Source organism: Peptoniphilus sp. HCN-40583, assembly GCF_037892835.1.
In the GTDB taxonomy this organism is placed as follows: Bacteria; Bacillota; Clostridia; order Tissierellales; family Peptoniphilaceae; genus Aedoeadaptatus; species Aedoeadaptatus rachelemmaiella.
Genome location: NZ_JBBKBU010000010.1, coordinates 47,024 through 61,981, shown reverse-complemented (window position 1 = coordinate 61,981; position 14,958 = coordinate 47,024). Strand labels below are relative to the sequence as shown.

At 38.3% G+C, this 14,958-nt stretch carries 17 protein-coding genes and 1 pseudogene; 16 read left to right on the top strand and 2 right to left on the bottom strand.

Features of this window, described 5'->3' with window-relative positions:
• The first annotated feature begins 735 nt into the window (after positions 1–735).
• The 13 genes and pseudogenes from WKT05_RS04665 (at position 736) to WKT05_RS04605 (ending at position 10,213) form a co-directional block, all read left to right on the top strand.
• Positions 736–2,088 (top strand): MATE family efflux transporter, encoded by a 1,353-nt coding sequence (locus tag WKT05_RS04665; protein ID WP_340413115.1) that lies wholly within the window; start codon positions 736–738, stop codon positions 2,086–2,088.
• Positions 2,089–2,510: 422 nt separating this feature from the next.
• A pseudogene (locus WKT05_RS04660) lies at positions 2,511–2,822 on the top strand (23S rRNA (uracil(1939)-C(5))-methyltransferase RlmD); the annotation flags it as partial.
• 150 nt (positions 2,823–2,972) lie between these two features.
• Complete coding sequence (locus tag WKT05_RS04655; RefSeq protein ID WP_340413113.1) at positions 2,973–3,590, top strand: class I SAM-dependent methyltransferase; 618 nt, start codon at positions 2,973–2,975, stop codon at positions 3,588–3,590.
• A gap of 57 nt (positions 3,591–3,647) precedes the next feature.
• The gene (locus WKT05_RS04650; RefSeq protein ID WP_340413111.1) at positions 3,648–4,154 is read left to right on the top strand and encodes a hypothetical protein; all 507 of its coding nucleotides are present in this window, start codon (positions 3,648–3,650) and stop codon (positions 4,152–4,154) included.
• Between the two features lie 151 nt (positions 4,155–4,305).
• Positions 4,306–4,722, top strand: coding sequence for a DUF5301 domain-containing protein (locus WKT05_RS04645; protein WP_340413110.1), 417 nt, complete (start codon positions 4,306–4,308; stop codon positions 4,720–4,722).
• 65 nt (positions 4,723–4,787) lie between these two features.
• Positions 4,788–5,021, top strand: coding sequence for a DUF3784 domain-containing protein (locus WKT05_RS04640; RefSeq protein ID WP_340413109.1), 234 nt, complete (start codon positions 4,788–4,790; stop codon positions 5,019–5,021).
• A gap of 195 nt (positions 5,022–5,216) precedes the next feature.
• Positions 5,217–5,474, top strand: coding sequence for a hypothetical protein (locus WKT05_RS04635; protein ID WP_340413108.1), 258 nt, complete (start codon positions 5,217–5,219; stop codon positions 5,472–5,474).
• A gap of 625 nt (positions 5,475–6,099) precedes the next feature.
• On the top strand, positions 6,100–7,401 hold the full coding sequence (locus WKT05_RS04630; RefSeq protein WP_340413107.1) for an ATP-binding protein: 1,302 nt from the start codon (positions 6,100–6,102) through the stop codon (positions 7,399–7,401).
• A 277-nt stretch (positions 7,402–7,678) separates the two neighbouring features.
• On the top strand, positions 7,679–8,140 hold the full coding sequence (locus WKT05_RS04625) for a DUF5301 domain-containing protein (RefSeq protein ID WP_340413106.1): 462 nt from the start codon (positions 7,679–7,681) through the stop codon (positions 8,138–8,140).
• Positions 8,141–8,216: 76 nt separating this feature from the next.
• Positions 8,217–8,921, top strand: coding sequence for a transglutaminase-like domain-containing protein (locus WKT05_RS04620; protein WP_340413105.1), 705 nt, complete (start codon positions 8,217–8,219; stop codon positions 8,919–8,921).
• Between the two features lie 13 nt (positions 8,922–8,934).
• Positions 8,935–9,384 carry a signal peptidase I gene (lepB, locus tag WKT05_RS04615; RefSeq protein WP_340413104.1) on the top strand — a complete coding sequence of 150 codons (450 nt, stop codon included), beginning with the start codon at positions 8,935–8,937 and terminating at the stop codon, positions 9,382–9,384.
• 135 nt (positions 9,385–9,519) lie between these two features.
• Complete coding sequence (locus WKT05_RS04610; RefSeq protein WP_340413103.1) at positions 9,520–9,699, top strand: hypothetical protein; 180 nt, start codon at positions 9,520–9,522, stop codon at positions 9,697–9,699.
• Positions 9,689–10,213, top strand: coding sequence for a GNAT family N-acetyltransferase (locus WKT05_RS04605; protein ID WP_340413102.1), 525 nt, complete (start codon positions 9,689–9,691; stop codon positions 10,211–10,213). The genes WKT05_RS04610 and WKT05_RS04605 overlap by 11 nt, the downstream gene beginning before the upstream one ends.
• A gap of 128 nt (positions 10,214–10,341) precedes the next feature.
• On the opposite strand, the gene WKT05_RS04600 is transcribed toward WKT05_RS04605, so the two are convergent.
• Both WKT05_RS04600 and WKT05_RS04595 read right to left on the bottom strand, forming a co-directional pair.
• Positions 10,342–11,064 carry an ATP-binding cassette domain-containing protein gene (locus tag WKT05_RS04600; protein ID WP_340413118.1) on the bottom strand — a complete coding sequence of 241 codons (723 nt, stop codon included), beginning with the start codon at positions 11,062–11,064 and terminating at the stop codon, positions 10,342–10,344.
• 41 nt (positions 11,065–11,105) lie between these two features.
• Positions 11,106–12,593, bottom strand: a complete 1,488-nt coding sequence (locus tag WKT05_RS04595; RefSeq protein WP_340413101.1) for a helicase HerA-like domain-containing protein — start codon at positions 12,591–12,593, stop codon at positions 11,106–11,108.
• A gap of 146 nt (positions 12,594–12,739) precedes the next feature.
• On the opposite strand from WKT05_RS04595, the gene WKT05_RS04590 reads away from it, so the two are divergent.
• From WKT05_RS04590 to WKT05_RS04580, 3 genes are read left to right on the top strand one after another with little or no spacing between them, the layout of a single operon-like run.
• Entirely contained in the window at positions 12,740–13,378 is a 639-nt protein-coding gene (locus WKT05_RS04590) for a DUF6796 family protein (RefSeq protein WP_340413100.1), read from the top strand.
• Positions 13,379–13,428: 50 nt separating this feature from the next.
• Positions 13,429–14,256, top strand: coding sequence for a class I SAM-dependent methyltransferase (locus tag WKT05_RS04585; RefSeq protein ID WP_340413099.1), 828 nt, complete (start codon positions 13,429–13,431; stop codon positions 14,254–14,256).
• A gap of 45 nt (positions 14,257–14,301) precedes the next feature.
• Positions 14,302–14,928: an L-2-amino-thiazoline-4-carboxylic acid hydrolase gene (locus tag WKT05_RS04580; RefSeq protein ID WP_340413098.1), complete on the top strand. Its 627-nt coding sequence runs from the start codon at positions 14,302–14,304 to the stop codon at positions 14,926–14,928.
• The last annotated feature ends 30 nt before the right edge of the window (positions 14,929–14,958 follow it).

The following is a 14,958-nucleotide window of genomic DNA, read 5'->3' as shown; positions in this document are numbered from 1 at the left end:
GTTTTAAAAAACAGAAATAATAAACATCTAAATGATTTTGAGAGAGGACAAAGGAAGCAACGAAAAATATATTGGACTGATTCGACGGTTCTTGCCCAAAGGAAAATCTCTAAACGACTATGATAGCCGACATTATATAAAAATCATAGAATGGATGAATACTTTGTTAAGAAAAATCCTAGATTATAGAACTCCTTTAGAAGCATTTGCGGAAGAGTTAAATAAATTAGAATGGATAGATGAATTAGATAAATTAGTTCAATTTGATATTGCAATTTAGGAGAAAAATATTGTAGCGAGAATGTTTCATTTAGACTTGCAATTAGCGAGCAAAGTAGCCGAACAAGCTGAGTTTGATAAATTTTGATTTATATGGTAAAATAAAAATATATAAATTTGAAGGGAAAGTGTAGTGAATAATCATTTTAAGAATCATCCTAAGAACAAACTTAACTCTGTACAAATGAAACCGATGAAACATTGTACAGAGTATAGCAAATAGATTGCATTTAAGATTTCATCGGGAAATACAAGAAATTAGGTCATGTAGTTGGCTTTGTTTTTGTACACATTTCTCGATATGTAATTAAAATGTAAAGGGCTATAGGCAATGTTTTGTCTGTAGCCTTTTGTTTTATAAATTATTAAGCAAAAGGCAGACACTATTTTGTATTTATGCCTTTTTTTGTTGCATAAATACTGGAAGTTATAAATTGAGAAAAGGATGATGATTAAATGAATGAAAATAGAATAAAAATTTTAAAGGAAGAAGATATTGATAAAGCACTTTTTAAGCTAGGTATTCCTATGGTTATCAGTTTATTGGTAGCTGCTTTATACAATGTTGTGGATACCTATTTTGTGTCCAGTCTTGGGAAAGAGGCAGTAGCTGCCGTTTCAGTTGCGTTTCCAATTCAACTTATCTTTTTAGGGATAGGATTAACATTTGGTGCGGGAGCAGGCTCTTATATATCAAGGCTACTTGGAGGAAATAATAAAAAAGAAGCAAGTATTGTAGCAACAGTTGCTCTTATATCAAGTGCAATTTTAGGGATAATTACAGCTATTGCATTGTTTTGCTACTTAGAGGGCGTTTTGAAATTTATGGGAGCCATACCCTCTATTATTGAAATTTCCAAGTCATATACAGGAATATTCATAGTAGGCGGTATTTTGGGAACGATAAATGTAACACTTGGGAATTTAGCTGTTGCACAAGGAGCTGCTAAAATTTCATTAAAAGCTATGCTTTCAGGTTCTATATCAAATATGGTTTTGGATCCGATATTCATATTTGGACTTAATTTAGGAGTTAGAGGTGCAGCTATTGCGACACTAATAGCCAGAGTGATAACAAGTCTAATGTATCTAATTTACTTTATAGGAGATAAAAACTTAATTGAGATAAAATTATCTAACTTCAAACCTACACTTACAATTTATAAAGAGGTATTGAATATAGGAATTTCCATGTTAATTCTCCAGATTCTACAAACTATATCTTTAAGCAAAATATCCTATGCAGCATCCTTTTATGGAGAAGAAGCAATAGCTGCAATGGGCATTGTTCTTAGGATTGTAACATTAGGAACAAATGTTGTATTCGGATATATGAAAGGACTACAACCATTAGCCGGATTTAATTATGGAGCTAAGAATTATGAAAGAGTAAGAGAGGCTATCAAGGCAAGTATTAAATGGACAAGTGTATTTTGCATAGTTTGGACGCTAATAATATATGTGTTTGCACCAAGCATATTATCTATATTTGGAACTGATGAAAATGTATTAAATATAGCAGTGCCGGCATTAAGAGCGGGTGTCATTATGTTTATAACATTTGGATTTCAGTTTACCTACTCTACCTTATATTTGTCTATGGGAAAGGCGTTAGGGGGAGTATTTCTAAATTCATTAAGACAGGGAATAATTTTTATCCCTATCATTTTATTGTTGCCTAAATTTATGGGACTAAATGGTGTTATATATGCACAAACAGTTTCAGATTTGATAACAACTATAATAACAATTCCTTTTGCTATTAGTATTCATAAAAGTTTGAAATCGGAAATTAAAAGTAGTATTTAAATCTGGACTTGAGTTTGAAATACGAAATTGACAAGCCTTCAAAGTATATATAATTAGATTAACAGAACCCGACACTACTCTTAAAATAGAGTAAGTCGGGTTTTTTGATTGCGAAAAATTAGCCCCATCACGTATGATAAGAGCTCATGCCATAAATATTGTATCCTAGATACAGAAAAATAAACGACCAAACACCTGAATTAAAAATAGACAAACACTTGAATTATACGTAAAATTTTGCTTAATACATTAAAAGTATACTTAAAAATATTTACGATCTGGACTTAATTATAAATAGATTTGAACTTAACAAGAATAAATTGTATACTAAAATTAGTTTGAGTTCCAAAACGGAAATATATCTAAATAGGAAGGACATAAATGCATGATAATAAAGCGTGACTATTATTTGGATAAACTGAGTGGAGACGGTAACTCTATTGTCCAAACTCGATGTCGATAAGCATATAAATATTGAAATTGAGCTGGATGAGCTTGATTTGACCAGTGCTGAAAGTAATGACACATATGCTCAAATCAAAGAATATGTTTGGAATAAATTTGAATTAAAAGTTCCGACATTATATATTGCACAGATAAAAAGGAAATGTGGAATAGAATTACGAGAACATTACAACAAGTCTAAAAAGGAGAAACAAATTATTCCACAGTGTACACCTGAAAAAGAAGAAGCCATCATGGATGCCTTGAGACACTTCAAAATGATTGAATAGAAAAGAATGACAGCCTATGACTTTCTGCATTTATGACATTCCTACTTGGTATAGGAACAGCTATTATTCCTCTCTTGCGAGGTATCAATTAGAAAATAGGCTCAATATAAAGAATGATAGGATCCTTTTTATATTTAAAGGAGCGTTAAAATGATTGATAAAAGCAATAAAAAATTTTGGGATAAATTTGCTAAGCTATATGCTCCTTTCATGAAAAAAGACAAAGGAGCATATGATAAAGTATGCGAATACATTCGTCCTCATTTGAATAAAGACATGGAGGTGCTTGAACTCGCTTGCGGCTCAGGACAATTATCGTTTAGTCTTTCAAAGCATACTAAAAGTTGGATCGGTACAGACTTCTCCGAGCAAATGATTCAGGAAGCTAAAAAGCGTGGGGAATGCGAAAATCTTACATTTGAAACAGCCGATGCAACAGCATTATCCTATTCGGATGAAAAATTTGATTGTGTGTTAATTGCTAATGCACTTCATATTATGCCTAAACCGGATGAAGCAATGAAAGAAATATATAGGGTATTAAAACCTAATGGGATTTTGTTTGCCCCTACTTTTCTATGGAAAGAGGGAAAGCAAAGAAAAATGATAAAAAGTTTGATGTCTATTTTAGGATTTAAGATGTATCAAGAATGGGATAAAAAGAAATTTGAAGATTTTATCCATGAATATGGGTTTTCAGTAGTTGAAATGAAATTGGTATATGGAGGTCTTGCACCGATTGGTGTGATGATTGCTCATAAAAAGTAATATTAAATTATTATTTACAAAGTAATATGAATTTAAAAGCAAAAGGGAGATGATTTTATGGATTTAATACAGGCAATTCTTGCCGGAATTGCTATAGCAGCTATTTTTAACGGTGCAGTGGCTTCTTTGGTACTTATTAATCCAAGATTCTTTTTGGATTCTTATCCAAAGGCTATCCAAAAAATAGCTCCGAAACAAATGACAAAGCAAGAGAAAAAGATAAACATGACACTTACTATCATTATTGTGGGAGTTTGTTTTATTTATTCAACAATAAGCATTTTACATTCAGGAATCGTTGGCTTTTGGAATATATTTTGCATGGGATACATTCAGTGGAGTATATTAAATATAGGAGATTTTTTGTTATTGGATTGTCTCTTATTTCAAGGAAAATATAAAGAAAAGATAGTTATTCCGGGAACAGAGGGACACAAAGATTATGAGTTTAATAATTGGATGAAACATTTGGCAATTCGAGAACATTTTTTATTAGTTCCATTTTTTCTTGTACCAATTATAGCTACAATTCAAGCTTTGTTTGTTGGCTTTTTAGGAAGATAGATTTAGAGTTGCATAAACAATTTAATAATTTGATAAGAGATACCATAAGAACAGTAAATCAAATCGGTTTACTAATTTTTCTTTGGCCATTGCGCTTTTGTTCAAACGTGATGGGATAAAAATCTAAAGATTGAGAGAGGAGATGGAAACGATGAAAAAATACCTTGGACTAGCATTGGTTTTAATCGCTATTTTGTCATTAACTGCATGTGGTGGCAGTAATAAAAAAATAAGTCTACCAAAAGCCGAAGAAGTAAAAGAAATTGAAATTATGAAAAACACTTCAGAAGAGAGTTTGAAAATTGAGGATCAAGAGGAAATATCCGGCATAATTGAAGAGATTAGGGAAAACACCAATGATACCGGTAAGGAAAGTGTTAATGATCAACCCACAAATATAAAGGATTATATAATCGTTAAATTTCATTATAAAAATGCAAAAGCAAGTCCAAGCATTGCGTATTTATATAAAGACAAAAACAGTCGTTATGTTGAACAACCATATTCAGGTATTTGGAAATTAAGAGAAGAAACATTTGATGAGATCAGTGGTAAGTTGATTAAATAATGAGATTCAACAAAGCCATGCTAAGCGAGCGTTGCAAGTTAAAATAAGCCGAAAATAGGATGGAGTTGTTTAATGAAATGTTGATAGTAAAAATTATACTAATGGCGGTCGGTGTTGCATTTACCACATTTGGATATGCGATTTATTTTCGAAAGAAGTATAATCTAATCAACGGATTTGAAGAAGCTTCTAAAGCAGGTAGAAAAACAGAATTAGATGCCAAGAGGGTGGGATTGGTCGAATTGATTATCGGAATTAGCCTAACTGTCATCGGAGTCTGTGTGATTATTCTTAAATAACAGACTGGGGTTTGTGAAGAGCTAGTAATATACGGTTAGTATTTGGTATGGGTACAATAATATTTTCGGTTTTCAATGGAATATGGCTATGTAAGGAAAATGTTGCTAGAATAGTTTTTGCAATTTGTATAGAAAGCACTGCTAGAAAAAGTCTTGTAGACAGAATTAGGAGCTTAGAATAATGGAGGAGGCTTTATGAAAGCGAATTTAAGCAAGAAGCTATTTTTACTTGGACTTGTACTATTTGTGATTTCTTACCTACTTCCGGTAGACATACTTCAAAGCTATACAAATCTAAGGCCAACGGGGCTCACATCCATGTTTGTCTGTCCGATTGTTGGACTAATCGGTTTAATCGTTGGGGTAAAGGAAAAGGATAAGTTGTTTATAGTATTAAATCTACTTTTAATCTTGATACTTCCTATGGCCATGTTTGTAGGACATCTAATATAAGAAATGGGACGAGAACAAGAAGACAATAATTCAAACAGCCCTTTTGTGGGCTGTTTTCTCTATCCTGCCGAATGATACAATTAATAACAAGATGTTTATCGATTGACCTGTTCTCACATACGAGGTTTTTAAAAAATATGAAATTTTATCCATGCTGACCAATCAAGCCATGCTGCTGACCTACATTGATTCGCGTTTTCTCATCATGTTAGGTCTTGATCATGCCAAGAATCTTCAAGAGAAGCGCCCGCAAGGGTGATTCGATTGGCAAGATTCGACGACTGAGGTGATTCTCGTCTTCTGAAAATTAAATAAATAGCTTATAAGGCTTTCAGGGTTAAGGTATCATCCCGAAAGTCTTTTTTATGTCGGCAGTTTTGAATAAAGAGAAAAGTGTTGAAAGGAAATAACGAGAGGGAGATTGATTACAGAAAACGGAAGTGCCGGAAGGAAAGAACAGAAAAGCGAGTATTTGAAATGCTTCGTCCCATTTGCGGAAGTGAATTTCAAAATAGTTCCGTTGTGGAATTATTTCGAAATAGGATTGAATTTAGCAGGGGCATCTTCTATACTTAGATTAAGGTCCGCTATGGAAATAATTTTAAATAGAAAGGGAGATAGGCTTATGGAGATCAAGCGGGATTATTATTTAGAGAAATTAATACGGAAAAAGGATAATGGATTGATTAAAATCATCACAGGAATCAGGAGGAGCGGGAAATCCTACTTACTCAATCAGCTGTTTTACAATCACTTACTTGAAAGCGGCGTCGATAAAAACCATATTATTAAATTTGCCTTTGACTCAGGGAGAGATCTGTTGAAAATCGGCGAGGATCTCATGGATCTGGACGTGCTGAGCGGGGAAAGGTTGGTCGATCCTAAAAAGTTTTTAGACTATATTATGAGCAAAACAAAGGGCGGTGAGAAGTTTTATATCCTCTTGGACGAAGTGCAATTGTTGGCGTCCTTTGAACAAGTATTAAACGGCTTTTTACGTCAAGATAATTTCGATGTCTATGTCACGGGAAGCAACTCAAAGTTTTTATCGAAAGATGTCATCACCGAATTTGCCGGAAGAGGCGACGAAATCCATGTCATGCCCCTGGTCTTTTCCGAATTTCTTCAGGCCTACGACGGCGATAAAGAAGATGCCTTTGCGGACTATCAAGTCTACGGCGGCTTGCCGGCGCAAGTTTTGATGAAGACGGAAGAAGACAAGATGAATTACCTCAAGGGGCAATTGGAAAATGTCTATTTGCGAGACATTGTTCACAGGTACGACATTCGCTTAACGGCCGAGCTGGAAGATTTACTCAATATTTTGGCATCGGGCACTGCAACGCTGACCAATCCGACAAAACTGGCGTCCACCTTTTCGTCGATTAAGAAATCAAAAATTTCCGCCAATACCATCGATAAATTTATCGGCTATTTTGAAGACTCCTTCATGTTGAAAAGGGTGTACAGGTATGATGTTAAGGGAAGAAAGTACATTGGAACGCCTTATAAATTATATTTTGAAGATGTGGGGCTTCGGAATGCAAGATTAAATTTTAGACAGATCGAACCGACCCATCTTATGGAGAATATTATTTATAACGAGCTGAGGTATCGAGGGTATATGGTGGATGTGGGCATGGTGGTGAAAAGGGAAAAGGATGAGAATAATAAAGATATAAAAAAACAGCTGGAAGTTGATTTTATCGCCAATCTGGGAAGCAAGAGATATTACATTCAATCGGCATATCGCCTTCCCTCTGTAGAAAAAATAAATCAAGAAAAAGCATCCTTGTTGACGATCGACGATTCATTTAAAAAAATCATCATTGTAAACGACCGGGTCAAACCGTTTTTAGACGAGCACGGGATACTGACGATGAATTTATTTGACTTTTTGTTAAACAGGGAAAGTTTAGACTTCTAATGAATAACTTAACTTATTCGTTATGGATATATTCCCACATACGAGGCTTTTCAGAAATATGAAATTTTATTCATGCTGACCACTCGAGCCATCGCCTTATTGTCCAAACTTATATGATAAGCATATAGATGTTGAAATTAAGCCAGATGAGCTTGACTGGATTAGCACCGAAAGTGAAGCTGCTTATGCGCAAATCAAGGAGTGTATTTGAGACAATATAACTTCAAAGCTTTCAACGCCTTATATTGCACAGATTAAAAAATGTGGAGCTGTACTGATGAATCATTATAATAAATCGAAAAGGGAGATGAAAACCATAAAAAAACACGTTGGAATAGCATTCGTTTTAATCACTATTTTGACATTAACTGCATGTGGTAGTCATAGCAGTAATAAAAAAATAGTTCTACCAAAAGCCGAAGAAATAAAAGAAATTGAAATTATGAAAAACACTTCAGAAGAGAGTTTGAAAATTGAGGATCAAGAGGAAATATCCGGCATAATTGAAGAGATTAAGGAAAACACCAATGATACCGGTAAGGAAAGTGTTAATGATCAACCCACAAATATAAAGGATTATATTATCGTTAAATTTCATTATAAAAATGCAGAAGCAAGTCCAAGCATTGCGTATTTATATAAAGACAAAAACAGTCGTTATGTTGAACAGCCATATTCAGGTATTTGGAAGGTAAGAGAAGAAACATTTGATAGAATCAGTAGTCATTTGATTAAATAATGATCTACAACCCTCCAAGTTTATCGGGTTCGGCAAGTTATAAAATAGCTAAGAAATAACAGCAAGGGTGGAAGATATGATGCGAAATAATGATATTTTAACAACGCCACCGGACCTTGGCTTAATTGCGAAAGAGGTGTTTGAAGAGGCTGAAGAGCAAGAAGCATACAGGCGGATAACCATTAAGATAAATGAAGAGCTGAAGAACTTTTTAGAACAAAACAGTGAGCGGGACGGAATCGACAAGCAATATGAAATCCCGGGCAGTTCGACCTTGAACAACCTCTTGGTCGTGCAGGCTGAAGATATTAAAGCAAAGTCGAACTACTATGAATGCGAATTGCTGGTGCAGTTTTTCGATGAAAAATACAATTTTAAGGACTTAATGGCTCTGGAGGAAACGATTAAACCACAAACAATTGGATTAACTGATTTAGAGAAGGTGGAATTTCTAAATGCTTACGTCACCGAGAACATAGCTTATGACCGAGAACACCGGTTCAGATCAGCCGCCGCTGCCATTAAAAAGAAAGGCACATGCACCGCCTTCGCCCAGCTGTTTTTGATTTTAGGTGAAGCGGTGGGTTTAAAAGTGGGTTGCATTAACAGCAAGGTCATGAAACACCGATGGAATTATGTCGTCATTGGGGACGAAACCTATTACATCGACACCGCTTTCAATGCAAGTAATCCCATATCGAACAGATTATTCTTCCAAGCCACCCCGATCCATCTGGACAAAGCCCCGGATCAGGGAATCGCCGTTCCCCACAGAAAGTAAGAAGGAGAGGTCTATGTTCTTCAGTGATGAATTTCTTGCAGACGACAGGAAATTCAAAAAGTTAATGACCGCCATGGTCAGTTTAACGATTCTTTTGCTTCTATTTTCTTTTTGCTTCGGTATCCCGACTGTGAAGGGGAGCAGCATGGAACCTACTCTTCATGAGGGGGACAGGTATTTTGTAGTAAAATCTCCCCTCGTAAAGGAATACGAGAAAGGCGATATCGTGTTCCTCCATCTTCCGGGCTCCAAGAAGATGATTGTGAAGAGAATCGTCGCCATGCCGGGAGAGAGGGTAGTCCTTAATAGTAAAAAATCCATTATCCTGAAAGAGGATGAAGTGTTCTTAATGGGTGACAACAGGGGCGACAGCTTCGACTCGAGGGACTTTGGTCCGGTAAAAGAGAAAGAACTAAAGGGCAAATTCATAAAAAAGATTTTCGGCAGAAAAGCCTCGGACTAAGTTCAAGGGCAATCGAAGACCGGATCCGAAAAGAAAGAAAAGAACCGGGAGGCATCATGGATAAACAGATGAATTGATTCAAGTTTGATGAGATTATAAAGCAGTAAAACGATAAATCATAGTTAAGGAGGAAAAATGGGCAAAAAGAATCTGTGGCTGATATTAACAATTCTCGCATTTATTACACTTCTGGTTTCAATACACATGTCCTATAAAAGCGGACAAACGGAGTACGCGTGGATCATCGGGTCCATGCTTTTCGGTATCGGATGTGGAAGTCATTATAAAGAGGAAAGGGTAAAAGATGAACATTAGAAAAGCAAATGGTAATGACATGGATGCCGTTGAGAGAATATACAATGAAATTCACCGGGCGGAACAAAGGGGTGAAGCACATATCGGTTGGGAAATGGGCGTGTACCCCGTCCGCCAAACGGCCGAGGACGCACTGAAACGAGGCGATCTTTTCGTACTTGAAGAGGATGGCGTCATTATCGGCAGCGGAAGTATTAACAGGGAACAAGTGGATGTTTATGAAGATGCCCATTGGAGATACAAAGCAGATCCGTCGGAAGTCATGGTGCTTCACACCCTTGCAATGGATCCCGGTAAAAAGGGCAAAGGCTATGGCAGGGCTTTTATGAAATTTTATGAAGAGTATGCTTTAAAAAATCATTGCAACTATCTGCGCATGGACACCAATGAAAAAAATAAGGCGGCCAGAAGACTCTACAAATCGCTGGGCTATGAAGAAATCGACTTTATTCCCTGCACCTATAACGGACTGGAAGGTGTCAACTTGGTTTTAATTGAAAAAGCTTTAAAATAAAATTTATACGAACAAAGAACGGCACACTTTTTTAATCAGGGTGGGCCTCTGCCCTGTAAGTGGGCTGAATGTCCATCTTCACCTATGGCATTAAAAAAGAGCAGCCTTTGTGCCGCTCCATACTTGATTTAATCATCCGTTAAGGGATGAATCTTGTCTTTTTCCACATGAATCAGGACCCGATCCCCCGACATGAGCTCCTTAGCCGATTTAAACCGGAGGCCGCATACTGTTAGGTAGTCGAAGCTGAAGGGGTTTTTGATGCGCTCTTTAATTTCCACTTCCCATTGGATTTGCCCCGGACCAAGCTTGATGTCTCGTTCATAGATTCCGAAGTAATCCCCTCTTAGGGGAATTTTTTGTCCTAAATTTGAGTCGGCCGGAATGAGGTTTTCCACGCCGAGAAGCTTGGCGACTTTTAATTTTTCAGGCCGGTGGAAAATGGCTTCCGTCGGCCCTTCTAAGATCATTCGCCCTCGGTCCAGTACGATAAGTTCGTCTGTAAATTCATAGAGCTCCACATTGGAATGGGACACCATAATATAGGGCAGTTTTAGATGATTGAGCTCCGTCATGAGCTCAAATTTTATTTGCTCTTTCAAGGCATAGTCCAGGGCGGAGAAAGGTTCGTCGAGAAGGAGGGCCCGGTTTCTGCGGGTCATGATCCGCGCCAGGGCGAGCCGCTGTTTTTGACCGCCGGAGATTTGACCGGCCCGTTGGTTTTCAATGGATTGAAGTCCGAATTGGCGCAGGAGTTTGGCGACCGCCTCTTGCGGCGGGTTTAAAATTTCCAAGTTTCCCCGGACACTCAAGTGGGGGAAGATCCCGTAGTCTTGGAATAAAAAGCCCAGATCCCGCCCTTGGGGTCACTCTAGAATTCCGGTCTTTTATCTTATCTTCTTTTTTTCATGGAACCGAGGAGGCCGCGTGCGATTTCGCGGCCGATGGATCGCGAAATGGTGCCGAGCATGGAGTCGATGCCCTTATCGATGGCAGTCTTTTGGCTGCGGCGGGATTTTTGTGCTCTTTCCGATTCTTTTCTTTGAGCTTCAAGTTCTTTCTGTCTTTCGGCTTCTAATTTTTCTTGTTCAGCTTCCGATTTTTCTCTTTCGATTCGTTCTAAGAGAACTTCGTAGGCGGATTCTCTGTCGATTGCTTCCCTATACTTTGCATAAAGGGGCGAAGACTCGATCAAAGAGCCATAGGCCTCATCGGTAAGTGTCACGAAGGAGGAGTGGGGCGGGAGGATCAGTGCCTTGTCTGCCACCGTCGGCGCGCCGCTTTCATTGGCAAATGAAACCATTGCTTCTCCGGTCCTGAGACCGATGATTTCTTCTTTTATATCCATGGATTCGTCCTGTCTGAATGTGTCTGCCACGGCGTTTATCGCCTTTAGCTCCTTTGGAGAATAAGCCCTCAGCTGATGGACGATTCGGTTGGAAAGTTGTGACGACACGGATTCCGGCACGTCGAGGGGATTTTGCGTGATGAAGAATACGCCCACCCCTTTGCTGCGCACGAGGCGAACGACTTGGATAATCTTGTCCTGTAAAATTTTCGGCGTGTTGTTAAAGAGCAAATGGGCCTCGTCAAAGAAGAACACAAGCTTCGGTTTCTCCAAATCGCCAACCTCCGGGAAATTTTCATAGATTTCCGAAAGCAAGTAGAGAAGAAGCATGGAGTAGAGAAGGGGATTTGCAATCAACTTCGTGGCATTTAAAATATTTACCACACCCTTGCCGCTTGTATCTGTTTTGATCAGGTCGTTGATATCGATGGCAGGCTCCCCGAAGAGGAGATCGCCGCCACCATCTTCGATAAACAAAAGTTTTCTGGAAATGGCAGAGAGACTTTGAGCGGCCACATTGCCGTAGGTCTTACTGATCTCGTCCCTATTTTCACCGACGAAATTGATCACCTGTTTAAGATCCTTTAAATCGATTAACAACAGCCCCTCGTTGTCGGCAACTTTGAAAATAATAGTTAAAACCCCGGTCTGCGTATCGTTGAGCTCCAAAATATTTGCGAGCATAAGGGGACCCATCTCTGAAACAGTCACCCGAAGAGGAATTCCTTTTTCGCCGTAGATATCCCACATGTTTACAGGATAATTTTTAAAATCAAAATCAGAAATCCCCAGTTCTTCAAGGCGTGAATTTAATTGATCATTCATCTCACCGGCCATTGACAGATTCGCTAGATCGCCCTTTACATCCGCAAGAATGGTCGGAACCCCGGCATCGGAGAGACCTTCTGCGAGCACCTTTAGGGTGACGGTTTTGCCGGTACCGGTCGCGCCGCTGATCAGTCCGTGGCGATTCATTTTATTTAAAAGAATATAATTTTCCGCATTCCCCTTGCCGATCAAAATTTTGTCCATGAGAACCTCCTTAATTATGTAATTTTATTATAACAAATTAATAAAAATACAGGACGAAGAATGAATAAAAAGCAAAAATCCTATCGAAACGAGTGGTATAATTAGGCTGATAGATAGTATCATCTAAACAGAGGAGGTGCATCACTGTGACATTATACAAGAGTATCTTGATCGGTCTTTTAGGTTCATTCCTTATGTTTTTGGGAGATATGACTTTATATTACGATTCCAATGATTACGACGGCAAGGACACCATGAGCAGCATTGCCGGCATAATGAAAAAGGTCGGCATAAAAAGATTGTACATTGGCGGTCTTTTAGGTCCCATAACTGCCTTTATCTATTGCATCGGCTTTTATCATATTGTTTTGGCCATGCAAGAGAAGTATTTAAGCATCGGTTGGTTTGTGTTTTTAATCAATTGCTTCGGCATGATACTGGGAGGCGCTTATCACATTCAATGTGCCTACCTCGGTCTTTTATCAAGGCACGAAGACAAAGGCGCCTTTGATGAATTTTTAAAATTTTTAAAACTCCAAGCAAAAATTGTTTTTGGAGTGATGGCTTTAGCAAACATAGCATTAGCATGGATCATTTTATTTGGATTCACCGTATTTCCAAGGTGGCAAGCCTTCTTTACACCGATATTTCTAATGATTTTTACTCCAATTGCCGGGAGATTGCCAAAGGGGCTCCATATGATTATTCGCGGAGGTTGGTTCAACTTTATTTATTTTATTTACTACCTATCTTTATTGATACACTGCATGACTATGAATTTATAAGCTATAAAGCCGGGAATTAAAATGATTAATAGGAGATAAAGGGGAATTTTATGAAACAATCACATTTTTCTGAGGACAAGAAACTAAAACCCGACTACAAAAACTGGGTTCCTAAAAGATTATTGAAGGCGAAGATCGGCGAAAGTCTGGTTTGCCTTATCTTATTCATCTTATTTGGTGCGAGTGGTGCAATTCTTCAAGGAAGGCCGAGGATCATTTGCGGCCTTATCTTAGGGATAGGATGTTTAATACTCCTATTAATAACTGCCTGGCTTGCCATCTTATACAGAACCTTTGATTACAAGGGTAAAAGAAAGCTCGCGAAAGTCATCGTCGAAGGGACTGCCGACTATGTAAAGATCCCGGACGGTGGCGTGGGCTTAGATGTGGGCTGCGGCAGTGGAGCCCTTACCATAGCCTGTGCCAAGAAAAACCCGGGGGCGATAATGGTAGGCTGTGACATATGGAGCGGGGGATACAAGAGTGAATTTTCAGAGAAGCTTTGCCGGGACAATGCCGGGGCTGAGGGAGTAGGAAATGTGCGCTTTGAAAATGGCAATGCAGTGAAGCTTCCCTTTGAAGATGAAAGTTTTGATGCAGTGACAAGCAACTATGTCTATCACAATATTTTTGGGAAAAATAAACAAAAACTTTTACTGGAAACATTGCGTGTACTTAAAAAAGGGGGCGTTTTTGTTATTCACGATTTGATGGATAAGCCAAGATATGGAGATATGAATAAATTTATCGAAAAGCTGGAAAAAGACGGCTATGAAGATGTGCAATTCATCGATACGACAAAGGGTCTTTTTATGGGTCACAAAGAAGCTATGTTGCTGGGACTTTCCGGCTCGAGGCTTCTTATCGGGAGAAAATAATAAAATACATACAAATCAGCATAAAAAACGGATGGGGTATGCGAGATGAAATATAAAGGTATTTATTTCTTATTATTTAAGGGTCCGATGAAGAAAGTTCTTATAGAAAAGTATGATAAAGCATATGCGTCAGAAATTATCAGAAAGAGCAAAAAAGTTTATCGGGAACTTGTAGAAAATATGGACGATATCGGCGAGGATAATCCCATGGCCTACAATGAGATATTTGCCCTCGTTTTTGTCGCCCCCTACTTAGCAAGCGAGAAAAAGATTCCGCCTGAAATCGTGCAGGAGATGATGCGTCGATCCCTTTACTTTGTCCGGCCATATTTTTCTCTCGTCGACCTCAATACGAAATGGGGGAAGGCGGCCAATAAGAAAAACATCCTCAAGTATTACAAATGGTACACGCCGGAAAAAGAAAAGCGCTACCCCACGTCGTTCAAAGTGGATTTTGTGGGCGAACCCTATGAGGGCGCCTGCTACTACAGAATCACTCGTTGCCCGATTTGTGCCTACACCGAGAAGCTCGGGGTCGCTGAATTAATGCCCCTGTTTTGCGAGCTGGATGATGTGATGATCAGTCTTCAACACGGCGTACTCCACAGAAAAGACACCATAGCAAATGGAGCGGATTGTTGCGATTATTTTATTACAGGGGATAAAGAATAAACCGAAAGCATGGGGGAAACCGGATGGAAG

Excerpts from the sequence above, each read along its gene's own strand:
- WKT05_RS04650 (WP_340413111.1), top strand. The coding sequence starts at position 3,648 with ATGGATTTAATACAGGCAATTCTTGCCGGAATTGCTATAGCAGCTATT.
- WKT05_RS04585 (WP_340413099.1), top strand. The coding sequence starts at position 13,429 with ATGAAACAATCACATTTTTCTGAGGACAAGAAACTAAAACCCGACTAC.
- WKT05_RS04625 (WP_340413106.1), top strand. The coding sequence starts at position 7,679 with ATGAATCATTATAATAAATCGAAAAGGGAGATGAAAACCATAAAAAAA.
- WKT05_RS04620 (WP_340413105.1), top strand. The coding sequence starts at position 8,217 with ATGATGCGAAATAATGATATTTTAACAACGCCACCGGACCTTGGCTTA.
- lepB (WP_340413104.1), top strand. The coding sequence starts at position 8,935 with ATGTTCTTCAGTGATGAATTTCTTGCAGACGACAGGAAATTCAAAAAG.
- WKT05_RS04605 (WP_340413102.1), top strand. The coding sequence starts at position 9,689 with ATGAACATTAGAAAAGCAAATGGTAATGACATGGATGCCGTTGAGAGA.
- WKT05_RS04635 (WP_340413108.1), top strand. The coding sequence starts at position 5,217 with ATGAAAGCGAATTTAAGCAAGAAGCTATTTTTACTTGGACTTGTACTA.
- WKT05_RS04630 (WP_340413107.1), top strand. The coding sequence starts at position 6,100 with ATGGAGATCAAGCGGGATTATTATTTAGAGAAATTAATACGGAAAAAG.
- WKT05_RS04580 (WP_340413098.1), top strand. The coding sequence starts at position 14,302 with ATGAAATATAAAGGTATTTATTTCTTATTATTTAAGGGTCCGATGAAG.
- WKT05_RS04595 (WP_340413101.1), bottom strand. The coding sequence starts at position 12,593 with ATGGACAAAATTTTGATCGGCAAGGGGAATGCGGAAAATTATATTCTT.
- WKT05_RS04610 (WP_340413103.1), top strand. The coding sequence starts at position 9,520 with ATGGGCAAAAAGAATCTGTGGCTGATATTAACAATTCTCGCATTTATT.
- WKT05_RS04665 (WP_340413115.1), top strand. The coding sequence starts at position 736 with ATGAATGAAAATAGAATAAAAATTTTAAAGGAAGAAGATATTGATAAA.
- WKT05_RS04645 (WP_340413110.1), top strand. The coding sequence starts at position 4,306 with ATGAAAAAATACCTTGGACTAGCATTGGTTTTAATCGCTATTTTGTCA.
- WKT05_RS04655 (WP_340413113.1), top strand. The coding sequence starts at position 2,973 with ATGATTGATAAAAGCAATAAAAAATTTTGGGATAAATTTGCTAAGCTA.